The organism is Streptomyces sp. NPDC001348, from assembly GCF_053597535.1.
Map to the genome: position 1 here is coordinate 14106 of NZ_JBSFIK010000035.1, position 22987 is coordinate 37092.

Annotated in this window: 21 protein-coding genes; 10 read left to right on the forward strand and 11 right to left on the reverse strand. The window is 72.9% G+C overall.

The features are described 5' to 3' along the window. Positions 1 to 8: 8 nt before the first annotated feature. From ACWC21_RS29930 to ACWC21_RS29940, 3 genes are all read right to left on the reverse strand, one after another. On the reverse strand, positions 9 to 590 hold the full coding sequence (locus ACWC21_RS29930) for a sugar kinase (protein WP_450886246.1): 582 nt from the start codon (positions 588 to 590) through the stop codon (positions 9 to 11). After that, complete coding sequence (locus ACWC21_RS29935) at positions 587 to 1732, reverse strand: ROK family glucokinase (protein ID WP_450886248.1); 1146 nt, start codon at positions 1730 to 1732, stop codon at positions 587 to 589. The genes ACWC21_RS29930 and ACWC21_RS29935 overlap by 4 nt, the downstream gene beginning before the upstream one ends. Before the next feature lie 217 nt (positions 1733 to 1949). After that, entirely contained in the window at positions 1950 to 2687 is a 738-nt protein-coding gene (locus tag ACWC21_RS29940; RefSeq protein WP_450886389.1) for a GntR family transcriptional regulator, read from the reverse strand. Positions 2688 to 2816: 129 nt separating this feature from the next. On the opposite strand from ACWC21_RS29940, the gene ACWC21_RS29945 reads away from it, so the two are divergent. Beyond that, on the forward strand, positions 2817 to 3839 hold the full coding sequence (locus tag ACWC21_RS29945; protein ID WP_450886249.1) for a Gfo/Idh/MocA family protein: 1023 nt from the start codon (positions 2817 to 2819) through the stop codon (positions 3837 to 3839). Between the two features lie 39 nt (positions 3840 to 3878). Here ACWC21_RS29945 and ACWC21_RS29950 read toward each other — a convergent pair whose 3' ends face one another. Together ACWC21_RS29950 and ACWC21_RS29955 are read right to left on the reverse strand one after the other, a co-directional pair. Continuing rightward, complete coding sequence (locus tag ACWC21_RS29950; RefSeq protein WP_450886251.1) at positions 3879 to 5978, reverse strand: alpha-galactosidase; 2100 nt, start codon at positions 5976 to 5978, stop codon at positions 3879 to 3881. Positions 5979 to 6132: 154 nt separating this feature from the next. Then, positions 6133 to 6948, reverse strand: coding sequence for an AIM24 family protein (locus ACWC21_RS29955; RefSeq protein ID WP_450886253.1), 816 nt, complete (start codon positions 6946 to 6948; stop codon positions 6133 to 6135). Positions 6949 to 7048: 100 nt separating this feature from the next. Between ACWC21_RS29955 and ACWC21_RS29960 the strand changes: the two genes are divergently transcribed. Further along, positions 7049 to 7804: an SDR family oxidoreductase gene (locus tag ACWC21_RS29960; protein ID WP_450886254.1), complete on the forward strand. Its 756-nt coding sequence runs from the start codon at positions 7049 to 7051 to the stop codon at positions 7802 to 7804. A gap of 71 nt (positions 7805 to 7875) precedes the next feature. Here ACWC21_RS29960 and alc read toward each other — a convergent pair whose 3' ends face one another. Beyond that, complete coding sequence (gene alc, locus ACWC21_RS29965) at positions 7876 to 8991, reverse strand: allantoicase (RefSeq protein WP_450886256.1); 1116 nt, start codon at positions 8989 to 8991, stop codon at positions 7876 to 7878. Between the two features lie 47 nt (positions 8992 to 9038). Continuing rightward, positions 9039 to 10376 carry an allantoinase AllB gene (allB, locus tag ACWC21_RS29970; RefSeq protein WP_450886258.1) on the reverse strand — a complete coding sequence of 446 codons (1338 nt, stop codon included), beginning with the start codon at positions 10374 to 10376 and terminating at the stop codon, positions 9039 to 9041. Between the two features lie 224 nt (positions 10377 to 10600). Here allB and ACWC21_RS29975 point away from each other — a divergent pair, with 224 nt between their 5' ends. Beyond that, positions 10601 to 11383: an IclR family transcriptional regulator gene (locus tag ACWC21_RS29975; protein WP_450886260.1), complete on the forward strand. Its 783-nt coding sequence runs from the start codon at positions 10601 to 10603 to the stop codon at positions 11381 to 11383. A 14-nt stretch (positions 11384 to 11397) separates the two neighbouring features. Here the strand turns inward: ACWC21_RS29975 and ACWC21_RS29980 are convergent, their stop codons facing one another. After that, a complete protein-coding gene (locus ACWC21_RS29980) occupies positions 11398 to 11712 on the reverse strand; it encodes a DUF5955 family protein (RefSeq protein ID WP_450886262.1) in 315 nt (104 codons plus the stop codon). A gap of 177 nt (positions 11713 to 11889) precedes the next feature. Between ACWC21_RS29980 and ACWC21_RS29985 the strand changes: the two genes are divergently transcribed. Both ACWC21_RS29985 and aceB read left to right on the forward strand, forming a co-directional pair. Next, on the forward strand, positions 11890 to 12504 hold the full coding sequence (locus ACWC21_RS29985) for a nucleotidyltransferase family protein (RefSeq protein ID WP_450886263.1): 615 nt from the start codon (positions 11890 to 11892) through the stop codon (positions 12502 to 12504). Positions 12505 to 12590: 86 nt separating this feature from the next. Continuing rightward, entirely contained in the window at positions 12591 to 14225 is a 1635-nt protein-coding gene (gene aceB / locus ACWC21_RS29990; RefSeq protein ID WP_450886265.1) for a malate synthase A, read from the forward strand. Positions 14226 to 14277: 52 nt separating this feature from the next. Here the strand turns inward: aceB and ACWC21_RS29995 are convergent, their stop codons facing one another. Beyond that, positions 14278 to 15192 (reverse strand): HipA family kinase, encoded by a 915-nt coding sequence (locus ACWC21_RS29995; RefSeq protein WP_450886266.1) that lies wholly within the window; start codon positions 15190 to 15192, stop codon positions 14278 to 14280. A 20-nt stretch (positions 15193 to 15212) separates the two neighbouring features. Further along, positions 15213 to 16709 carry an IucA/IucC family protein gene (locus ACWC21_RS30000; protein WP_450886268.1) on the reverse strand — a complete coding sequence of 499 codons (1497 nt, stop codon included), beginning with the start codon at positions 16707 to 16709 and terminating at the stop codon, positions 15213 to 15215. A gap of 114 nt (positions 16710 to 16823) precedes the next feature. On the opposite strand from ACWC21_RS30000, the gene ACWC21_RS30005 reads away from it, so the two are divergent. The 3 genes from ACWC21_RS30005 to ACWC21_RS30015 are packed head-to-tail and all read left to right on the forward strand — an operon-like array spanning position 16824 to position 20476. Further along, positions 16824 to 18386 (forward strand): IucA/IucC family protein, encoded by a 1563-nt coding sequence (locus tag ACWC21_RS30005; RefSeq protein WP_450886270.1) that lies wholly within the window; start codon positions 16824 to 16826, stop codon positions 18384 to 18386. A 9-nt stretch (positions 18387 to 18395) separates the two neighbouring features. Next, positions 18396 to 19661, forward strand: a complete 1266-nt coding sequence (locus ACWC21_RS30010) for a VWA domain-containing protein (RefSeq protein ID WP_450886271.1) — start codon at positions 18396 to 18398, stop codon at positions 19659 to 19661. After that, positions 19661 to 20476 carry a hypothetical protein gene (locus tag ACWC21_RS30015; protein WP_450886273.1) on the forward strand — a complete coding sequence of 272 codons (816 nt, stop codon included), beginning with the start codon at positions 19661 to 19663 and terminating at the stop codon, positions 20474 to 20476. The genes ACWC21_RS30010 and ACWC21_RS30015 overlap by 1 nt, the downstream gene beginning before the upstream one ends. Before the next feature lie 45 nt (positions 20477 to 20521). Here the strand turns inward: ACWC21_RS30015 and ACWC21_RS30020 are convergent, their stop codons facing one another. Next, positions 20522 to 21151, reverse strand: coding sequence for a winged helix-turn-helix transcriptional regulator (locus ACWC21_RS30020; protein WP_450886274.1), 630 nt, complete (start codon positions 21149 to 21151; stop codon positions 20522 to 20524). A gap of 87 nt (positions 21152 to 21238) precedes the next feature. On the opposite strand from ACWC21_RS30020, the gene ACWC21_RS30025 reads away from it, so the two are divergent. Continuing rightward, complete coding sequence (locus ACWC21_RS30025; protein WP_450886276.1) at positions 21239 to 22447, forward strand: pyridoxal phosphate-dependent aminotransferase; 1209 nt, start codon at positions 21239 to 21241, stop codon at positions 22445 to 22447. 63 nt (positions 22448 to 22510) lie between these two features. Further along, positions 22511 to 22975 (forward strand): VOC family protein, encoded by a 465-nt coding sequence (locus ACWC21_RS30030; protein WP_450886278.1) that lies wholly within the window; start codon positions 22511 to 22513, stop codon positions 22973 to 22975. The last annotated feature ends 12 nt before the right edge of the window (positions 22976 to 22987 follow it).

Here is a 22987-nt window from a genome sequence, read left to right on the forward strand (position 1 = left end):
CCGGCCGGTCAGGGAACGGTGCGGGAGACGACGTACACCATCGGGAGGTTCGGATCGGACAGGTTCACGATCACGTCCTGGGTGGGTGCGGGGTTCTTCTGCTTGTGGGTGAGGCCCCACCAGGGGCCGGGGCCCTTGAAGGTCCAGCCGGTGATCTTCCGGTCGCGGGCGCCGATGCTGATGTCGCCCTTCTTCAGGTCGTCCCGGCTCACCCGCATGCCTTCGAGGAAGCTGTCCAGACCGGCGCTGTTGGTGCGGAACTGCACGTAGAGACGGCTGGTCTTCCAGTTGTTCGTCTCGTAGTAGGCGATCCGGTCGGCCGGGTGCGGGACGGGCACCCGGTAGAGGCGGCGCTGCACCTTCGACGGCCAGCCGGCGGTGAGGCCGGTCGCCGAGTACTTCTGCTCCTTGTCCTTGCCGCTGTCCCGGCTCTGGTTGGCGGAGATCACCAGGTAACCGGCCGGGACGCCGATGAGCAGGACGATGATCAGCAGGGTGAGCGCCCTGCGTCCGATCCTGTGGCCCGGGTCCTCGGGCGGGCGGTGCGGCTCGTCCGGGGGCGCGGCCTGGCGGGGCAGCGACGCGGTCACGCGGTGTCCCGGGTGCGGCGGGCCTGGGCGTACCGCTCGTAGCGCTCGTACCGCTCGACCCTGCGCCGCTTGGCGCGGCGGAAGCGCCGGGCGACCAGGCGGGCCAGGTCGGCGGCGCCGACCATGCCGGCTTCCGGGCCGAGCTGGGCGCGGGTGATGCGGGCCTCGGGACGGTAGCCGCGGCCGGTGAGGTGGCGCTTGAAGGCGTCCCGGGCCGGGCCGATCAGCAGGTCGTCGGCGGCGCTGACGCCGCCGCCGATCACGAAGCAGGAGGGATCGAGGGCGGCGGCCAGGTTGGCGATGCCCACGCCGAGCCACTGGCCGATGTCCTGCAGCAGCTCGATGCACATCGCGTCGCCCTCGCGGGCCAGCTCGGTGATCATCGGGCCGGTGATGTCGCCGATGTTCCCCTTGACGTGCTCGATGATCCCGTAGGCCACCGGGGAGTCGGCGGCGGCCAGCTCGCGCGCCTCGCGGACCAGCGCGTTGCCGGAGCTGTACTGCTCCCAGCAGCCGCGGTTGCCGCACGGGCAGCGGTGGCCGGAGGGCACGACCTGCATGTGGCCGAACTCACCGGCGACGCCGTACTTGCCGCGCTTGACCTGACCGTCCTCCAGGATCGCGCCGCCGATGCCGGTGCCCAGCGTGATCATGACCAGGTGGTCCTCGCCGCGGCCGGCGCCGAAGCGCCACTCGGCCCAGGCGGCGGTGTTGGCGTCGTTGTCCACGAGGACCGGCACCGAGAGCCGTCCCGACAGGCGGTCGCGCAGGGGCTCGTTCCGCCACGACAGGTGGGGGGCGAACAGGACGCGGTTGCGGTCGGCGTCGACCCAGCCGGCGGCGCCGATGCCGACCGCGTGCACGTCGTGCCGGTCGGACAGGTCCAGGACCAGCTCGGCGATGGTGTCCTCGACGACCTTCGGGCTCTTGGACTTGTCCGGGGTCTCGGTGCGGACCTTCTCCAGGATGTTGCCGTCGGCGTCCACGACGCCCGCCATGACCTTGGTGCCGCCGATGTCGATGCCGACCGTGGGCACTCGGGGCGCGGTCAGGAGTGACCGGCGTTCCCGCGTACCGGCCGTGCGCAGGACGGTGGCTCGGCGGGAGCCGATGGGGGCGGTGAGGTCGCGGTAGGTGCTCATCGCCGCCGATTCTGCCTCACGCGCGCGTGCCGTGCCGTACTGGGGAGCGACGGGGACGCCCGGCCGCTTCCCGTGCGGGAGTGCCGGCGACCGGCCCCGCCCGCGCTCGGGAGCGGCACTCGCCCCGCGTACGGCCGTCCGAGCCGTGAGCGCCGCGGTCGCCGGGGGCCGCCGGTCACATTGTCCGGACATCGGGACCTGTGCGGCCGCCGGGACGTCAAGGCCGTACGAGCAGCTGGAACTCGAAGGAGTAGCGCGTGGGGCGGTAGGTGTGGTCGCCGAACTCGACCGCGCGGCCGGTGTCGTCGAAGGTGGTGCGCTGCATCGTGAGCAGCGGGGCCCCCTCCGTCTCGGCCAGCCGCCCGGCCTCCTCGGCCGTGGCACCCCGGGCACCGATGGACTGCCGGGCGCTGTGCAGGGTGATCCCGGCGGACCGCATCAGGCGGTACAGGCCCGTCGCCTCCAGCTGTGCGGTGTCCAGGTCGAGCAGGCCGGGCGGCAGGTGGTTGATCAGGTACGCCATCGGCTCCCCGTGGGCCAGGCGCAGCCGCTCGACGCGGTGCACCTCGCTGCCCTCGACGACGCCGAGCGCCGCCGCCACCTCGGCGGACGCCGGGACGACGGTGTTGGTCAGCACCTTCGTCGCGGGTCGCTGCCCGGCCGCCTCCAGGTCGTCGTAGAGGCTGCTGAGCTCGAGCGGGCGTTTGACCTGGCTGTGCACGACCTGTGTGCCGACGCCGCGGCGGCGGACGAGGAGGCCCTTGTCGACGAGGGACTGGATCGCCTGGCGGACGGTGGGCCGGGACAGGCCGAGCCGTGCGGCGAGCTCGATCTCGTTGCCGAGCAGGCTGCCGGGGGTGAGCGCTCCGTGCTCGATCGCGGCCTCCAGCTGCTGGGACAGCTGGAAGTACAAGGGCACCGGCGAACTCCGGTCCACACTGAGGTCGAGCGACACGGTGGGGTCCACATCTGGTTTCGGCACGGGCAGAGCGTAGCCCCGTGGATGGTTGACGGGAAGTTGTGTAGTCCGGTTGTCCGGACATACACATTGACAGCGTACGGTGTCGCCCCTCACTTTGTTCTCATGCGCATCGGGGTCATCGGTACGGGCCGTATAGGCACCATCCACGCGAGGACGCTCAGCCGTCATCGCGAGGTCGGCTCCCTGATCCTCACGGACGCGGAGCCGGCGCGGGCCCAGGAGCTCGCGCACCGCCTCGGCGAGACCGCCGCGCCGGGGATGGACGAGATCTTCCGGTGGGGCGTGGACGCCGTGGTGATCACGACGGCGACCTCGGCGCACGCCGAACTGATCGGTCGGGCAGCACGGTCGGGGCTGCCGGTCTTCTGCGAGAAGCCGATCGCGCTCGACCTGCCGGGCACGCTGCAGGCGCTGGCCGAGGTCGAGGCGGCGGGCACGGTCCTGCAGATGGGTTTCCAGCGGCGGTTCGACTCGGGCTACGCCGGCGCCCGCGAGGCGGTCCGCTCGGGGCGGCTCGGGCGGCTGCACACGGTACGGGCGCTGACCTCCGATCAGTCCCCGCCCCCTGCCGACTGGCTGCCGCTGTCCGGCGGGCTGTACCGGGACACGCTGATCCACGACTTCGACGCGCTGCGCTGGGTGACGGGCCGGGAGGTCGTCGACGTGTACGCGACCGGGTCCGACGCGGGGCCCGCGATGTTCCGTGCGGCGGGGGACGTGGACACGGGCGCCGCGCTGCTCACGCTCGACGACGGCACGCTCGCCACGGTGACGGCGACGCGGCTGAACGGCGCCGGCTACGACGTCCGCATGGAGCTGGCCGGGGAACTCGACCAGATCGTCGTCGGCCTGGACGACCGTACGCCCATCGCCTCCACCGAGCCGACCGGGCCGCCGGCCGCGGACCGGCCGTGGACCGGCTTCCTGGAACGCTTCGGCCCCGCGTACGAGGCCGAGCTGTGCGCCTTCGTCGACGTCGTCCGCGGCGAGCGCGCCAACCCCTGCGACGGCCGCGAGGCACTGCAGGCGCTACGGGTGGCCGAGGCGTGCGAACTGTCCCGCCGCGAGCACCGGCCGGTGCGGCTGGCGGAGATACCGGGCGTGCGGGAGCCCGTGTCGTGGTGACACCTCGGTGCGGCTCCGCCGGCGCCCCGGTGCGGGCGGTCACATGTGCGGGACCAGCCGCAGGAGCACGGCCGTGCCGGGGCGCGGAAGGCTGACGGTGAGCTCCCCCTCGGCCGCGTTCCACTCCGTTTCCGCGTCGGCTGTATCCGGGTGGAGCACGAGCGGGCGCAGCGGAACGCCGCGCAGGTGGGGGACGGTGAGCGTGCGGTGTCCGGCGCCGGGCCCGCGTCGCCACACGGTGAGGAGCGTGGCCCCCTCTCCCCGCAGTCCGTGCGCGATCCAGTCGTCCTCCCAGGCCGGCAGGCCGAGCGGCCAGAAGGGGTGTGCGCCGGGGATGTCCGCCCGGATGTCCTTGTACACGCGGATCGCCGAGCGTACGAGGGCCAGCTGGTCGTCGTTCATACGGTCGAGGAATCCGGAGAGGTGGATCCGGCCCAGCAGGGCCCCGGTGAGCGTGAAGGCGATCCGGTCGGGGCTGTCGTCGGGCTGGGGGTAGGCCCACACGGCCGCCTGCTCGGGGGTCACGGCGGTGGCGGCCGCGGCGGCGATGGGCGGGTAGCGCAGGGGGTCCTGCTGGTCGCTGGTGGACTGGAGCTGGGCCACGGCCAGTTGTGCGTAGTCCATGCGCAGGCCGCCGGACCCGCAGTTCTCCAGGACCAGGCCGGGGTGCCGGTCCAGCAGGGCCGACATCCAGTCGAGGTGGGCACGGTGGTGTCCGAGCAGTCCGGCGCCGGGACTTTCGGGACCGTTCTGCGTGCCGGGGCCGATGTTGATGTTGTAGTCGAGCTTGAGGTAGCCGACGCCCCATTCGCCCACCAGCCGGTCCACGACCGCGTCGAGGTGGGCGCGCGCCGCGGGGTGGCGCAGGTCCAGGTGGTGCCGGCCGTGCTCGGTGACGCGGATGCCGCCGCGCCGGAAGAACGCCTCGGGCGGCAGGGTGCGGGCCAGCGGACTGCGTACGCCGACGACTTCGGGCTCGAGCCACAGTCCGGGGGTCATGCCGTGTCGCCCGATGGCGTCCAGGACCTCCTGGATGCCGCCGGGGAACCGGCCCGGGGCGGGCTCCCAGGCGCCGACGGCGTCCCACCAGCCCTGGGCGTCGTCGTCGTACCAGCCCGCGTCGACGACGAAGACCTCGGCGCCGGCCGCTGCCGCCGCGGCGACGAGCGGCATCAGCTTCTCGGTGGTCGGGTCACCCATGAGGGTGTTCATGTAGTCGTTGTAGATCACCGGGAGCGTCCGGTGGTCGGGGTGCTCGCGGCGGATCCGCCTGCGGTAGCCGGTGAGTTCGCCGAAGGCGGCGTCGAGGCCGCCCTCCTCGGCCCGGACGAGGACCGCGGGGACCGTGTGGAACTCCTCGCCGGGTGCGAGGGTGTGGTGCCACTGGTGGTGGGCGTCGTCGGGACCGAACAGGGCTACGTAGGCCGCGCCTTCGCGTTCGCCGGTCTCGAAGCGCCACCCCGCGCTGGACTCGATCTGCCAGAGCCAGGCACGGCCGTCCCGGTCGGTCAGCGCGCCGACGGGCAGGTGGCTGCCGGTCGACCAGCTGCCCTGCGAGTGGCGCTCGAAGCAGCCGCGCCCCTCGTGCCCGTGGGCGGACCTGTTCAGCGGGACGACCTGGTCGCGGAAGGCGGCCCGGCGCCAGCGGCATTCGGCCAGCCAGTCGTTGTCCGCCCAGTGCAGGGTGAGGCCGTCGAGGCCGCCGTCCTCGTCGGTGATGCCGCCGAGGGTCAGGGTGGTCACGCTCTCCAGCCGGAGCGGGGTGCTGCCCTCGTTGGCCAGGCGCACCCGCGAGCGCAGGAAGCCGGCCCCGGGGCGGACGTCGAGGACGACATCGGCGGCCAGGCCGGTCACGGCGTCCGCCAGCCGGATCGTCGTACGCTCCATGCCGCCGTTCCGGACCGTCGCATGGTCCCGGTAGGTCAGGCGGTCGCCGATGGCGGTCTCGATGAAGCGCTCCCCCGACCACAGGCGTCCGTGGCCGGTGGCGGTCGCTTCGACGAGGGGCACCAGGCCCGCCCGGTCCTGGTCCGGACGGCCCAGCCCGACCGTGCCGGTCGCGTCCACGAGGGCGTGCAGCCCTAGCTCCGGATGCGACCAGAGGGGAGATCCCTCGACTGTTCCGACGGCAGTGGTCAAGGCTTTTGCCCCTTCTGGGATGGTTCGGTCGGGTGGCACCGTCACCAGTGCGTCGCCGGGCCCCGTGTCGGGTGCCTTCTTCCTGGGGCGGGGTCCGCTGTCATCACCTCGGACCCCGCCGGGGCCCGCGACTCCTCGCTGCGCCGTCCGGGGCTCAGCCCGCGTTCGTCGAGAACAGTCCGCCGGTCGGGCCCTGCTTGTCGCCGCCCTGCGCCTTCTTCAGGGCGTTGGCGAGGCCCTCGATGGTCAGAGACTGCAGGATGACCCGGCCGCTGCCCTCCAGGGTGGCCAGGGACAGTCCCTCGCCGCCGAAGACGGCGTTCATGATCCCCTGACGGTTGAGGCCGCCGACGCGCTGGACGCCGTACCGGATGCCCTCCTCGAAGGCGACGACACAGCCGGTGTCGACCTCGATGCGGCCGCCGAAGTCGGCCGGGTCGAGGTCGATGAAGTTGCCCGCGCCGGCGATGATCACCGTTCCGTACCCGGTGAACTTCTCCAGCACGAAGCCCTCGCCGCCGCTCGTCCCGGTCCGTCCGCCCTGGAAGGCGATGCCGAAGTCGACGGTGGACTCGGCGGCGACGAAGGCGTCCTTCTCCGCGAACCACGCGCGCGTCCCGTCGAGTTCCAGGGCGCGCATCTCGCCGGGCAGCACGCCCGCGAAGCCGACGGTGCCCTCTCCGCCCTGGGCGGTGAAGTACTGGAACGCCAGCGACTCGCCGGCCAGCATGCGCTGGCCGACCTGCATCGCGGTGCCCATGGCCTGGCGCAGCATGCCGCCCATCCCGCCGCTTCCGCCGGCCTGGGACCGGCCGCCGTTGTCCGACGGTCCGCTCAGACGGGTCTCCATGGTGACGTTGGCCGTTTTGAACAGGAACTTCCCCGCCTCGCAGTACACGGTCTGGCCGGGGCTGAGGTTGACGACCGCCATCTGCATGGCGTTGCCGACGATTTCTTGCTGAAGGGTCACGACGGGAGAACGCGGGAGGTGGAGGAGAGAGTTCCGGCCACGCGAGATCGGTGTCCGTTCACCGCCAGCGGTTCCCCCGCGGGGCCGCTGGGATGGACCCATGACATCCGAGACCACACAGTACGAAACCCTGAACGGCAAGGTGGCCCTGGTGACCGGCGGCAGCCGGGGCATCGGTGCGGCCACGGCCCTGCGGCTCGCCCGGCAGGGCGCGGACGTCGCCGTGACCTATGTGAACGGCAAGGAGGCGGCGGCCGACGTCGTACGGACCGTCGAGGCACTGGGGCGCCGGGCGGTCGCCCTGCGCGCGGACGCGGCGGACGCCGAGGAGGCGGCGGACGCGGTGGAGCGTACGGCGCGGGAGCTCGGCGGGCCGGACATCCTGGTGAACAACGCGGGCATCGGCGTGCTCGGACCGCTGGACGGTCTGTCGCTCGCCGACGTGGACCGAGTGCTGGCCGTCAATGTGCGCGGGGTGTTCCTGACCTCCCGGGCGGCCGCCGCGCGCATGGCGGCCGGGGGCCGGATCATCACGATCGGGACGTGCATGTCGCAGCGGGTGCCCGGCCCCGGCGGGACGCTGTACGCGATGAGCAAGTCGGCGCTGATCGGGCTGACCAAGGCCCTGGCGCGGGAGCTGGGGCCGCGCGGCATCACGGCGAACATCGTCCATCCGGGGCCGATCGACACCGACATGAACCCGGCGGACGGGCCGTACGCGGCCGCCCAGTCGGCGATGACGGCGCTGGGCCGGTTCGGGCGCGCGGAGGAGGTGGCGGCGACGGTCGCCCATCTGGCCGGGGCGCCCTATGTCACGGGTGCCGAGTTCGCCGTCGACGGCGGGCACGCGGCCTGACCGTCTCGGGCGAGCGGCTCCCGGACCCGGTGCGGGCAGCCGAAGCCGGCGGACGTTCACGGTGGCGGAGGTCAGCCGCCCAGCTCCTGGTGGCGCGCCGCCAGCCATGCCGCGCCGGGCCCGGTCAGCGAGCCGAACAGCCGCAGACGGGAGATCCCTCCGTCCGGGTATATGTCCACGCGCGCGTGCGTGGCGACCGCGGCGGCCGGGAGGACGAAGCGGTGGTTGGCGTCGGGCTGGAGGCGGGTGCGGGGCAGTGCTTCGTGCCAGTCGCCCTTCTCTCCGTCCCTGAGGGAGACGGATGCCCAGCCCGCGCTGTTGCCCTTCAGATACGCCGTGTCGATCTCGACGGCCCGGACCTGTGCCTGGGCGGCCAGCCGGTAGCGGATCCAGTCGTGGCCGCGGTCGCGGCGGCGGCGGGTCTCCCAGCCGTCGTCCATCTTGTGGGAGCGGCCGGGCCGGATGGTGTTGGCGGCCGGGGAGTAGAAGAGGTCGGAGGCTTCCTCGACCCGGCCGCCGTTCTCCAGAGCGACCACGTCGAAGGTGCCGAGGACCTCCAGCCACTTCGGGTCCGGGACGACCTCGCCGTACACGCGCAGTCGGGCGATGCCGCCGTCGGGGTGCTGGTTGACCCGCAGATGTGTGACGCGCTGTTCCACGGACACGGGGAAGCCGTTCGCCGCGTGACCGCCCACGGGGGTGCGCGGGACGAGCGTCGTCCACTTCACGTCGGCGGACAGCAGGTGCTCCGGGGACGGGGAGCCGGGCACCGAGGTGCCCTCGATCGACACCGCCTGCGGGTAGTTGCCCCGGAAGTGGGCCGTGTCGACGACGATGCCGCGAACCACGCCGGGCACGCCGAGGCGGACCAGCGCCCAGTCGTGGTCCTCAGCGGTGGGCCAGGGCTGCTCGGCCGAGGCGCCGCGGCGGCGGCGGGTCTCCCAGCCGTCCATGATCTTGCCCTTGTGCCCGAAGCGTTCGGGGTCGAACTCGGCCCGTCCGGGCAGCAGGAGGTTCTCCCGCTGGGCGAAGAACTCGTCGTTGGCGGCGATGACACCGGCGCCGAGCCGCCGGTCGGCGAGATCGGCGTGGTGGGTGAACGGGAAGTCGGCGGTGCGGTAGTCCGCGTACGGGTCACCGCCCCGGTAGGGGCTCGCGTCGCCGGTGAAGGTGGCAGTCGCCGTCACGTTGATCAGGGGTTCCTTTCGGTGCCGGCCGCCGGTGCGGGCGGGAGTCAGCGGGGACGGGTCAGCAGCAGGCCCTTCGGCTCGGTGAACTCGCCGTCCTGGTAGATGCGTCGGCCCCGCAGCCAGGTGGACTTCACCACGCCGTGCAACGTCCGGCCGGTGTACGCCGTGACACGGTTGCGGTGCTGCAGCGCCGCGGGGTCCACGGTGAACGTCTCGTCGGGGGCGAGAACGGCGAAGTCGGCGTCGCGGCCGGGCTCGATGGCCCCCTTCCGGCCGAGGCCCACGAGGGCCGCCGTGCGCGTCGACATCCAGCGGACGACGTCCTCCAGGCCGTGACCGCGCCCGCGCGCCGCGGTCCACACGGCCGCCAGGCTCAGCTGGAGTCCGGAGATGCCGCCCCAGGCGGTGGCGAAGTCGCCGGTCTTCAGGTCGGCGGTGGACGGCGAGTGGTCGGTCACCACGCAGTCGACGGTGCCGTCGGCCAGCGCCCGCCACAGCAGGTCCTGGTTCGCGGCCTCACGGATGGGCGGGCAGCACTTGAACTCGCTCGCGCCGTCGGGGACCTCCTCGGCGGTCAGGGTGAGGTAGTGGGGGCACGTCTCGGCCGTGACGCGGACGCCGTCGGCCTTGGCGGCGGCGATCAGCGGCAGTGCGTCGCCGGAGGACAGGTGCAGGACGTGCACGCGCGCGTTCAGGTGCCGAGCCTGGTCGATCAGGCTCGCGACGGCCGTGTCCTCGGCGTGGCGCGGCCGGGAGGCGAGGAAGTCGGCGTACCGGGGGCCGCCCCGCTGCGGGGCGGCGTCCAGGTGGTGCGGGTCCTCGGCGTGCACGACGAGCAGGCCCCCGAACCCGGCGATCTCGGCCAGCGACCGGGTGAGCCCCTCCTGGTCGAGGTGGGGGAACTCGTCGACGCCGGACGGGGACAGGAAGGCCTTGAAACCGAGGACGCCGGCCTCGTGCAGCGAACGCAGGTCGTTGACGTTGCCGGGCAGGGCGCCGCCCCAGAATCCGACGTCGACGTGTGTTCTGCCGGCGGCGGCGCGCCGCTTCGTGCGGAGGTGGTCGACCGTCGTGGTCGGCGGGAGGGAGTTGAGCGGCATGTCGACGAGGGTGGTGATGCCGCCGGCCGCCGCCGCGCGCGTGGCGGTCCAGAAGCCCTCCCACTCGGCGCGGCCGGGATCGTTGACGTGAACGTGGGTGTCGACGAGGCCGGGGAGCAGGACGTCGTCGCCGAAGTCCTCCAGGACGGCACCCTCGGGCAGGGGCTCGTCGTGGGGCAGCACGGCCGTGATCGTGCCCCGGGCGACGGCGACGGAGGCCGCACGCGTTCCCTCCGGGGTGACCACGCGTGTCGAGCGCAGCACCAGTTCGGCCTCGGGCACCCGGCCCCCTCTCCGTCGCCGTACACCCCCGGTGAAACGGGATGTACGCCCACGTAACGGTCTTCAACTTTCTGTTGAAGGAGTCTTCACTCCCCTTCCGTCCCAGTCAAGAGGCACACTGCTGCCCGGCGCCACCGGCCCGGCCGGTCTGGACTGTTCCGCAACACGGAATTAATCTTCCGGCATACAGAATGCCGTTCGAAGCCGCCCGAAGGGACCACCCCGTGCCGCCGTCCAGCGCCAGCACCACCGGCTCCGCCAAGTCCGCGAGCGGCGGGGTCCAGTCCCTCGAGCGCGCCTTCGACCTGCTCGAGCGGATGGCGGACGCGGGCGGCGAGGTGGGCCTCAGCGAACTCTCGGCGAGCAGCGGGCTGCCGCTGCCCACCATCCACCGCCTCATGCGGACGCTCGTGGCCTGCGGGTACGTACGCCAGCAGGCGAACCGGCGCTACGTCCTGGGGCCGCGCCTGATCCGGCTGGGCGAGTCGGCCTCCCGGCTGCTCGGCACCTGGGCCCGCCCGCACCTCGCCCGTCTGGTCGAGGAGACCGGCGAGACGGCGAACATGGCGCTGCTCGACGGGGACGAGATCGTGTACGTGGCGCAGGTGCCGTCGAAGCACTCGATGCGCATGTTCACCGAAGTGGGCCGACGCGTCCTGCCGCACTCGACGGGCGTGGGCAAGGCCCTGCTCGCCGATGTCCCGGACGACGAGGTGCGCGCCCTGCTGGGCCGCACCGGCATGCCGGCCGCCACGGAGCGGACCATCACCACGCCGGAGGGCTTCCTGGCCGCCCTGGCGGACGTGCGCCGCCAGGGCTACGCGGTCGACGACAACGAGCAGGAGATGGGGGTCCGCTGCCTCGCGGTCTCCGTCCCCGGCTCCCCCACCGCCACCGCCGTCTCCATCTCCGGCCCGGCCGGCCGGGTCACCGAGGCGGCCACGGAGCGGATCGTGCCGGTGCTGCGGCAGGTCGCGGCGGAGCTGTCCCGGTCCCTGTCGTCCTGAGCGGGACCCGGACGTCAGCCGCGTGGCGCCTCGCCGAACAGGTCCACGGCGTCCCGGACCTCCGACAGCCCTCGCGAGAGGGCGCTGACGGAGCCGACCGCACTCGCGATCAGTAACAGGGAGCGGCGCAGCCGCGGTATCTCCGGCACACCGCCGGACGCCATCGCGGCCAGCGCGGCGAGTTCGTCCTCGGCGATCGCCCGGTCGGGGAACTCCGCGGGATGGGCGGCGAGTTCACGCTGCAGACGGGACACCGCGGTCCGCAGTCCCGCCACTCTCGGATCCTCGTCGCTGCCGGTCACCGGCCTCTGCCCCAAGCTCCGCAACACAGCCCTCCCCCTCGCGCTCCGCCGTGCGCCCGCACTCCCCATGGCTCCGGCACACGCCCCCCGTGGCACTGGACGCGGGCCAGTAAACGCCACCCGGTGCGGACCGCGCCAGCATGCGGACCGAAATTCAGCCCTTGGAAACCGGCCGCCCTCTTCGCTGTCGGGTATCCAGGACGCATGACGGAGAACCACGACCGGGTCGCCGGGCTGCTGCTGGCCGCGGGCGGCGGAAGACGGCTGGGCGGACGGCCCAAGGCACTGCTCGAACACCGGGGCGGGCTCCTGGTGGAGCACGCGACCGGCGTCCTGCGCGCGGCAGGCTGCGCACGCGTGCACGTGGTCCTGGGGGCCGGCGCGGACGTCGTACGGCAACGGGCGGAGCTGCCCGGATGCGTGCTCGTCGACAACCCGGCATGGGAGGAGGGCATGGGCACGTCGCTGCGGGCGGGGCTGGACTCGCTGGCCGGCACCGGCACGGGGGCCGCGCTGGTCTGCCTCGTCGACCAGCCGGGCATCGGGCCGGAGGCGGTCGCGCGGGTGCTCGGCGCCTACCGGGGCGAGACCTCGCTCGTCTCGGCGGCGTACGACGGTGCGCGCGGTCACCCCGTACTGCTCGGCGCCGCGCACTGGGCGGGCGTCATGGCGACCGCGACGGGCGACCAGGGGGCGCGCGCGTATCTGCGGCAGCACGGCGGGGTCGTCAGGCTCGTCGAGTGCGGGGACGTGGCGCGGCCGTTCGACATCGACACGGAGGCCGACCTCGCGCGCCTCGAACGATCAACGGATCATTGAAGTTCCACGATGAGGAAACTAGTATCCACTTCCCAGAAGGGTCGTCCGTCGTTTCAGCAGGTTCCACCCGAGGGAAGTGACAACTCATGTCCGCAGCAGCGCCGTCCGGGCCGGTCGTCGTCGACGCCGCACCCCTGCCCCGGCAGGAGGAGGTCCTGACCGGTGCGGCGCTCGACTTCGTGGCCGAACTGCACCGGCGGTTCACCCCGCGCCGCGACGAGCTCCTCGCCCGCCGCGCCGAGCGCCGCGCCGAGATCGCCCGCACCTGCACGCTCGACTTCCTGCCCGAGACCGCCGCGATCCGCGCGGACGACTCCTGGCGGGTGGCCCCGGCCCCACCCGCCCTCGAAGACCGCCGGGTGGAGATCACCGGCCCCACCGACCGCAGGATGACCGTCAACGCGCTCAACTCCGGGGCCCGGGTCTGGCTCGCCGACTTCGAGGACGCCTCCGCCCCCACCTGGGAGAACGTGGTCCTCGGCCAGCTCAACCTGATCGACGCCCACACCCGGAACATCGACTTCACCGACCCCGGGTCCGGCAAGTCGTACGCGCTGCGCCCCGACGAGGAACTGGCGACCGTCGTGGTGCGCCCGCGCGGCTGGCACCTGGACGAGCGTCACCTCGTCGACGGCGACGGCCGCCGGATCCCCGGCGCGTTCGTCGACTTCGGGCTGTACTTCTTCCACAACGCCCGGCGCCTCCTCGACCTCGGCAAGGGCCCCTACTTCTACCTGCCGAAGACCGAGTCGCACCTGGAGGCCCGGCTGTGGAACGAGGTGTTCGTCTTCGCCCAGGATTACACCGGCATCCCGCAGGGCACCGTCCGCGCCACCGTCCTGATCGAGACGATCACGGCCGCGTACGAGATGGAGGAGATCCTCTACGAACTGCGCGACCACGCCTCGGGCTTGAACGCGGGCCGCTGGGACTACCTGTTCTCCATCGTCAAGAACTTCCGTGACGGCGGGCCCGCGTTCGTCCTGCCGGACCGGGGCGCGGTCACGATGACGGCCCCGTTCATGCGGGCGTACACCGAACTCCTCGTCCGCACCTGCCACCGGCGCGGCGCGCACGCGATCGGCGGCATGGCGGCGTTCATCCCCTCGCGCCGGGACCCGGAGGTCAACAAGGTCGCCTTCGAGAAGGTCCGCGCCGACAAGGACCGCGAGGCGAACGACGGATTCGACGGCTCCTGGGTCGCCCACCCCGACCTGGTCCCGATCGCCCTGGAGTCCTTCGACAAGGTGCTCGGCGACAGGCCGAACCAGAAGGACCGGCTGCGCGAGGACGTCCATGTCGAGGCGGCCGACCTGATCGCGATCGACTCCCTGGACGCGAAGCCCACGTACGACGGCCTCGTCAACGCGGTCCAGGTCGGGATCCGTTACATCGAGGCGTGGCTGCGCGGTCTCGGCGCCGTCGCCATCTTCGACCTCATGGAGGACGCGGCCACCGCCGAGATCTCCCGCTCGCAGATCTGGCAGTGGGTCAACGCGGGCGTCGAGTTCGAGCACGACGGGACGACGGTGAGGGCCACGGCGGAGCTGGTGCGGAAGGTCGCCGCCGAGGAACTGGACCGTGTCCGGGGGGAGATCGGCGCGGAGGCCTTCGCGGCCGGGCACTGGCAGCAGGCCCACGACCTGCTGCTGAAGGTCGCCCTCGACGAGGACTACGCGGACTTCCTGACGCTGCCGGCGTACGAGCAGCTGGAGGGCTGACCCAAGGGCCGGCCGGCCGTCACGCACGCCCGTGCCCGGCTTCCGGCGGCGGCTATCCCAGGTGTGCCGACCAGTCCTGTTCCGCGGCCGGCTTGCCGTGCAGGTCGGGGACCTGCTTGAGCCAGCTCGGCCGGCCCTGCCGGGTGCGCCGCGCCCGCAGCGCGTCCTCGGCGGCGAGTTCCGCCCGGGTGGGGAAGCCGGTCGGCAGCCAGGCCGCTGAGGCCTCCACGCGCGCGTGGAGGTAGTCCACGTACGCCGCCCGGACGTCGTCCGGCGTGGCGAAGCCCTCCTCGCCGGCCAGCCAGGCGTCCGGCACCTCGGCCACGATGCCCCGCAGCAGTTCCCGGGTGACCTTTCCGGCCAGCTCCGAGTCGGCGGCCCGCAGGTCGGGGGCGTAGCGGCCGAGCGCGTGATGGCGGAAGTCGTACGCCTTCGCGGGGTCGGAGGCACCCCAGCGGTGGTGGAAGATGAGCGCGGCGCCGTGGTCGATGAGCCACAGGCGCGGCGGGACCGTCCCGAAGGTCGGCCAGACCATCAGGTTGGAGCTGTGCACCGTACGGTCGACGTTCACGGTCAGGGCGTCCAGCCAGACGATCCTGCCCGCCTCGACCGGGTCCACCGGGAAGGTCTCGGCGACCTCCGGGGTGAAGTCCCTGGCGCCCGGCAGGTAGTCCATCCCCAGGTTGGTTCCGGCGCTGGCGCCGTGCAGTTCCCGTACCTCCTGATGGGGTTCGTGGGAGGCGATCTCCGGATCGAAGTGGACGAGGACGAGTTCGGGGAAGCGCAGGCCCAGGGCGCGGGCCAGTTCTCCCACGATCACCTCGGCGACCAGCGCCTTGCGCCCCTGCGCGGAGCCGGTGAACTTCACGACGTAGGTGCCCAGGTCGTCGGCCTCGACGACTCCGGGGACGGAACCGCCGGAGCGCAGCGGGGTCACGTATCGAACGGCAGTCACGTCGCGCAGCACACCGGCCAGGGTAGTTCAGATCATGTACGGGCCAGCGGGTTGGGCAGCGGCAGGTAGCGGGCGTCCGCGCCGTCCGCGCCGGTCCAGCGCAGCAGCAGGTTCGTCTTGCCGGGCAGGGTGGGCGAGGCGAGCAGCGCGGGGATCTCCGGGAGGTCGTGGGCGGCGAGGGCGCGGCGGGCCGCGGGCCACGGGTCCAGGCCCGGGTGGTGCTCGGCCAGGGCGGCGGCGATCTCGGTGAGGTGGTTGACGACGAGGCAGTACACCAGCCGTTCCCAGCCGGCCGCGCGGGGTACGTCCGGCAGCAGTTTCACGCCCTCGGCGTCCCGGAACAGCGCCTGGACGGGAGTCCCGGAGGCGTCGACGGCGACCAGGGTGTTCTGCAGGTGTGCCTCCAGCACCACGCCGTGGCCGTCGAAGGCCGCCAGCGCCGGGGGGACGACCTGGTGCAGGTACGCCTCCCACCAGGCCGCCGGGTCGGCGGCGCGGGCCAGGGGGTTGCCGTCGAAGCCCTCGACGAGCCCGGCGGCGAGCAGCGGGGTCGCGCCGGGCAGCAGATGGCCGCGGAAACCGTCGCGGACCAGGACGGCGAGTTCCTCGAAGGCGAAGGCGGCGGTGCGGTAGCCGCGGTCGCTCAGCCAGGCCGCCCGACCGCTCCATTCGGTGAAGGCGTGTGTCACGGCCGTGTCGGCGCGGCGCAGTCTCACCAGGTCGTGGCGCCACAGGCGGCGGATGTCGTTGGTGATGCGCACGTCCAGGCTGAACTTCAGGTTCAGGTCGCGGCGCGGCTCGTAGACGGTGCGCACCGCGGCCGTCGGCCAGACCGGGAACGGTGCCGTACCCAGCTTGACCAGGCGGCCGTCGGCGAAGGCCGGTTCGAGGCCGGGGCCGGTGAGGTCGAGCTGCCAGGGGTGGGCGGGCAGCAGCCGGTAGCCGGGCGGGGCCGTGCCGAGGGCGTCGAGCGGGGAGGTGTCGCCCTCCTCGGCCACCTGGTCCTCGCGCACACCCAGCAGTACCAGGGGGAACCGGGCGTGCGCCTCCGGCGCGTAGGGCAGCCAGGCGGTGACGGGGCCCCCGCCGCGCGCCTTGGGCGCGGGGTGGTGAGGATGGCCTGTGATGAGGGACTGTTCCGAGCGCAGGTACGGGTCGGTGGGCGGCGTCGTCCGGGCGCGCGCGGCGAGCAGCGCGGCGACCGCCTCCCGGCTGTCGATCATCTCGGTGGGCAGGTCGTCGTTGGTCAGTCCGGTGTGCCGGCGCAGTTCCTCGGCGACCAGTTTGACCAGCTCGGCGTGGCCGACGCGCCGCCAGGCGCCCTCGTTGCGCACCTCCGGCTCGGCGGGCCGCCGCTCACCGCGCACCCGCAGCAGGCGGCCGGTGCCGGGCAGCCGGTACACCCGCCGCTCCCCGGTCACGTCGACCGGATCGGCGACCGGTTCGCCGACCTCCCGCAGCAGGCAGTTGAGCAGGGGTGCGGACGCGTACACGTCGGCACTGGGGTGCATGTGGTCCACGCGATCCATTCGTTCTTCGTGCGGGGCCCGGGGCCTGTCCTGGTCCGGGGAGCCGATCGCGACCAGTATGTCTGTCGTCCCCGGCGTTCCTGCCCGTCCTGTCCCGTACCCGAGGAGCCGACCGTGTACCGCCCGCCCGTCTTCCGCCACCGCCCCTCCGAGGACGGCCCTGCGGGCTTCCCCACCGTCGAGGCCGAGGTGGCCGAGGAGCTGGCCGCCGTCCGGCCGGAGCTGGTGCCCCGGTACACGGCGGCGCTGCCGGGTGCGCGCGCGGCGGTGCTGACCCGGCTGTGGCGGGCGCTCGCGCACGAGCCGCTGCCCTGGATCACCCGCCGGGCGGGCGGCACGGAGGGTGTGGCGCTGCGGCTCGCGGACGGGCGGGTGCTGCGCGGCCCGTACGCGGACCCGTACACGACCGGCGCGTACGCCGCCGTCGTCCACCTGGACGGTGCGGCGTACGACGACGCGGCCCGCCTGATGACGGACCTGGCGGTGCCGCACGCCACCGCCTTCGCCGCCGAGCTGGACAACAGTGCCGTGTCGCTGGCGCTCTCACGGGCGGGGGCGCAGGATCACCCGCAGGAGTGGCCGGGGACGGACTGGGAGTGGGAGCAGCGGGTCGTCGACGGGCATCCCTTCCACCCCAACTGCCGGTCCAGGCCGGGTTTCTCCGTGGCCGAGCAGCTCGCCTACGGGCCGGAGCACCGGCCGGTGGTGGAGCTGGGGACGGTACCGGTCCCGGCGGGGGATTGCCTGGTGACGGGGGCGTGGCCGGACGGGCTGCGGGACGGGGAGCGGCTGCTGGTCCCGGTGCACCCGTGGCAGGCGGCGCACGTGCTGAAACGCCCCTGCGACGCCTGGTCGGACGCCCGTCCCCTGATGTCGCTGCGCACGCTGGCGCTGCCCGGCGCGGTGCACGTGAAGACCGCGCTGAGCGCCCGGCTGACGTCCTCGGTGCGGGACATCTCGGTGTACTCGGTGGAGGTGTCGCAGACGCTGTCGGCGTTCGCGGAGAAGCTGGCGGCCCGTGCGGACGGGCTGCTGCACGTCACACGGACCCTGGGCGCGGTGACCGCCGGCTCTCCGGACCTCGCGGCGGTGCTCCGCGAGTCACCGGGTGAGTACGCGGCCGCGGACGAGCGGGTCCTGCCGGTGGCCGCGCTCGCCACCACCGAGCTGCCCCGCTCCCCCGCCTGGCTGGCCGGCTTCGCCCGCCTCGTCCTCCGGGTGGGGCTGCGCCTGCTGGAGCTGGGCGTGGCCCTGGAGGCCCACGGCCAGAACCTCCTGGTCGTCCTGTCGTCCGACGGCAGCCCTCGCCGGCTGGTCTACCGCGACCTCGCCGACATCCGGATCAGCCCGGCCCGGCTGGCCCGGCACGGCATCCGGCCCCCGGACCTGACCGGCCGTCTGGTCACCGACGACGAGACGGCCCTGCGCCGCAAGGTGTTCGGCTCCCTGGTGGCCGGCGCCCTGGCCCAGACGGCCGGTTCCGGTCCGGCGCTCGCCTCGGCCCTGGAAGCGGCCCTGCCGGATCTGCCGCCCGGCCCGGACCTGACGGCCCTGCGCGAAGCACCGCTGCCCGCCAAAGCCCTGACGGCCATGCGGCTGTCACCCGAGGTCCCCGGTGACAAGTGGGGGGCCCTGCCCAACCCGCTCGTTTTGGAGCACGGCACCCGAGATCAATAAGATCCGCCGATGATCAGAAGACAACGGCTGGCGGCGGGGATCTGCGCCCTGCTCGCCGCGCTGACGGCGGGGCTCGCGTTCCCCGCCGGGGCGGTGGCCGACGAGACGGACGACAAGGCCGCTCCCAAGGTGGAACTCGTGCTGGACGTCAGCGGTTCCATGCGTGCGCGGGACATCGACGGCGGGTCGCGGATGGCGGCGGCGAAGCAGGCGTTCAACGAGGTGCTCGACGCGACGCCCGAGGAGGTTCAGCTCGGCATCCGCACCCTCGGCGCCAACTACCGTGGCAATGACCGGAAGACGGGCTGCAAGGACACCGCGCAGCTCTACCCGGTCAGCACGCTGGACCGCACCGAGGCGAAGACCGCGGTCGCCACGCTGACGCCGACCGGCTGGACCCCCATCGGTCCCGCACTGCTGAAGGCCGCCGGCGACCTCGACGGCGGTGCCGGTACCCGCCGGATCGTCCTGATCAGCGACGGTGAGGACACCTGCCAGCCGCTGGACCCGTGCGAGGTGGCCCGCGAGATAGCCGCCAAGGGCATCGGGCTGACCATCGACACCCTGGGCCTGGTGCCCGACGCCAAGACCCGCGACCAGCTCAGCTGCATCGCGGACGCCACCGGCGGCACCTACACCGATGTGCGGCACAAGGAAGAACTCAGTGATCGCGTCGGCCAGTTGGTGGACCGGGCGGCCGACCCGGTGGTGACGCCGGTGGCCACCGAGGGCGCGACGCAGTGCGCGAACGCGCCCTCGTTGAAGTCCGGCCTCTACACGGACCGCGAGGAGTTCGGGCAGCAGCGCTGGTACAAGGTGGCCGTCGACCCCGGCAAGGAACTGCGTGCCTCGGTGAGCGTGGCCGACGACCGGGCGACCAACCCCGACTACGGCGTGCTGCTGCGGGCGGTCACGGTGCACGGCCGCGAGATCGTGCGCGGTGAGGCCGCGGGCAACGGCCGTACGGACATGATCTCGACGGGTCTGCGCTACCCGCGACCGGAGAGCGACGACGAGGACGCTCCGGCCGAGACCGTGTGCCTTCAGGTCACCAACTCCTTCTCGGCGCCCGCCGGGGTGAAGACCACGCCCGGTATGCCGCTGGAGCTGACCGTCGACGTCGTGGACGGTCCGGACAAGGCGAGTGACGTGGCCTCCTTCGGTCTCGGCCGTGGCTGGTGGCTACTGGGCGCGCTGGTGCTGACCGGCTTCGTCGCCGGTCTGCTGTGGGGCTGGCTGTCGCGCTGGCGGGTCGCGGTCTGGAGGACCAACTGATGCGCATCACACGTGTGCTGAGTGCCGCGCTGATGGTCCTCGGGGCCACTCTCGGACTGGCCGCGGGCCCTGCCGTCGCCGACTCCTCGCCGTCCCCGAGCGCCTCGGACGACGGCAAGGCGCCCACCCGGGCGGGCACCTCGTTCCGTACGGCGACCGAGATCGACCAGGGTGAGCGGGCCACCGCCGACGGCTCCACCGGCGACTACCTGTACTGGTCGTTCCCGGCCGACTCCGGCCTGCGCCCCACCGTGAAGGCGACGGTGAAGCTGCCCGGCACGCAGGCCGCGCAGACCTGGCAGATCGACGTGTACGACGGTCTGCGCCGCCGCCAGTCCTGCCAGTACGGCGCCCAGACCCGCGCCGCCGCGCAGGGCGCCTCCTCCGTGGACCTGACCTGCGTCATGCGCACGGTCCGCGCCTGGTCGGAGCCGTGGGCGAACGACCCGCTGCCGGGGACGTACTACATCCGGCTGACGGTACTCGGCCTGAGCTCCTCCGACCTCGGCAAGCCCGTGCACGCCGAGGTCCGCGTCGACTCCAAGGACATCGGCGGCTCGGCCGCGGTGGACGGCTCGCTGGGGAAGCCGCTGGTCCCCGGTATCGCCGCCAAGTCGGGCGACGACGAGGACGGTTCGGCGAAGTCGGCGGTGCTGTCCGCCGTCGAACCGGACGACGGCTGGTCCTCCGGCTGGTGGTCCGACCGCTGGGTGTGGACCGCGGTGGGCGGTGTGCTGGCCGCGCTCGCCGGTATCGGCGGGTACGCGCTGACCCGCGGCTCGGGACGGCCCCCAGGGGTACCGCCGAACGCCTGATCCACTCAGGAGGGCCCGCCGGCCGGCGGGCCCTCCCCCCTTTTCTCACACCTCCCGCAGCGCCTTGGCCACCGCGCCGTCCCCGGTCACCTCGACCCGCCCGTCCCGCACCGCCTCCCGCAGCCCCAGCTCGCCGCGGGCGAGAGCCGTGCACGTCCCGGCGTCCGCCACGAGCCGGGCGTCGGGCTCACCGGGGGCCGGTCCGTCGCCGTACACCGGCCCGTCGCCGGCACCGGGGTACAGGTGGAAAACCCCTTCGTCCAGCCGGACTTCGACGAGCCCGGACTCCCCCTCGAGCTCCCGCAGCAGCGGCAGCGCGAACCAGTGGGCGCGCACCGCGTCGGTGGGCCCGCGCTCCCCCAGCTCGGGGCCGCCCCACGCGCCCAGCGCCTGCAGCACCGGCAGCAAGTCCCGCCCCCGCCGGGTGAGTTCGTACACGTAGGCGGCCCCCGGCGGGGGCAGCCGGCGCCGTGTGGCGAGCCCGTCCCGCTCCATGTCCCTCAACCGCGAGGCGAGTACGTCCGTGCTCACGCCGGGCAGGTCGGCGTGCAGGTCCGTGTAGCGGCGGGGACCGGCGAGCAGCTCCCGGACGATCAGCAGGGTCCAGCGGTCGCCCACGAGGTCGAGGGCGCGGGCGGCGGAGCAGTACTGGTCGTAGCTTCGGCGAGGTGACATGCCCCGCAGTCTAGACATGTCGTTGGACTTTCCAAGCTCGAACTTGGTAAAACCAAGCAACACACCGAACCGGAGGGGCGAGCGCGCATGGAGTTCCGGCAGTCGAACAAGCTCAGCGAGGTCTGCTACGAGATCCGCGGCCCGGTGATCGAGCACGCCGACGCGCTGGAGAAGGCCGGGCACAGCGTGCTGCGCCTGAACACCGGCAACCCCGCCGCCTTCGGGTTCGAGGCGCCGGAGGAGATCCTCCAGGACATGATCCGGATGCTCCCGCAGGCGCACGGCTACACGGACTCGCGTGGCGTCCTCTCCGCCCGCCGGGCGGTCGCCGGGCGCTACCAGGCGCTGGGGCTGGAGGTCGGCGTCGACGACGTGTTCCTCGGCAACGGCGTCTCCGAGCTGGTGTCGATGGCCGTACAGGCGCTGGTGGAGGACGGCGACGAGATCCTCGTCCCGGCGCCGGACTTCCCCCTCTGGACGGCGGTCACCACCCTGGCCGGCGGCAAGGCGGTGCACTACCTCTGCGACGAACAGGCGGACTGGTACCCGGACCTGGACGACATGGCGGCGAAGATCACCGACCGCACCAAGGCCGTCGTCATCATCAACCCCAACAACCCCACCGGCGCGGTCTACCCGAAGGAGATCATCGAGGGCATCCTCGACCTCGCCCGCCGGCACGGCCTGATGGTTTTCGCCGACGAGATCTACGACCAGATCCTCTACGACGACGCCGTGCACCACTCTGCCGCCGCACTCGCCCCCGACCTGGTCGTCCTCACCTTCTGCGGTCTGTCGAAGACCTACCGGGTCGCGGGCTTCCGCTCCGGCTGGCTCGTGGTCACCGGCCCGAAGCAGCACGCGAAGGACTACCTGGAGGGCCTCACCATGCTGGCCTCCATGCGGCTGTGCGCCAACGCGCCCGCGCAGTACGCCATCCAGGCCGCGCTCGGCGGCCGCCAGTCCATCCGCGAACTGACCGTGCCGGGCGGAAGGCTGTACGAGCAGCGCAACGTGGCCTGGGAGAAGCTCAACGAGATCCCGGGCGTCTCCTGCGTGAAGCCCAAGGGCGCGCTCTACGCCTTCGCCCGCATCGACCCCAAGATGCACCCCATCCACGACGACGAGAAGTTCGTCCTGGACCTGCTGCTGCGGGAGAAGATCCAGGTCGTCCAGGGCACCGGCTTCAACTGGCCCGCCCCCGACCACTTCCGCATCCTCACCCTGCCGTACGCGGACGATCTGGAGGCGGCGATCGGGCGGATCGGGCGGTTCCTGAGCGGGTACCGGCAGTGACGGAGCCGTGGTTCCGGACCCGCGGTTGACCTCAACCGCGCTTGAGATCCTACGGTCGGGGCCATGACAGAGATCATTCCCGAGCGCTACCGCCGTTCGGTGGTGCCACACATCATGGTGTCCGACGCGGACGCCGCCATCGCGTTCTACACCGCCGCCTTCGGGGCGGTCGAGGAGTTCCGGCTCGCCCATCCGCGGGGCGGGATCATGCACGCCGAGATCCGGATCGGTGAGTCCGTGCTGATGCTCGGCGACGTCTCGGAGGGGCCGTTCACCGCCCCGGGCGCACTGGGGGGCACCTCGGTCGCGCTGCACGTGTTCGTCCCGGACGTCGACGAGCTGGCGAAGCGGGCGGTGACGGCGGGCGCCGAACTGGTCCAGGCACCCGCCGACCAGTTCCACGGCGACCGTACGGCGATCCTGCGGGACCCCTCCGGGCACCTGTGGGTGTTCCTGACCCACCTGGAGAACCCGTCCCGGGAGGAACTGCTCAGCGGCCTGGCGGCGTCCGACCACAACCGCCCGTAGCAGGCCGACGGC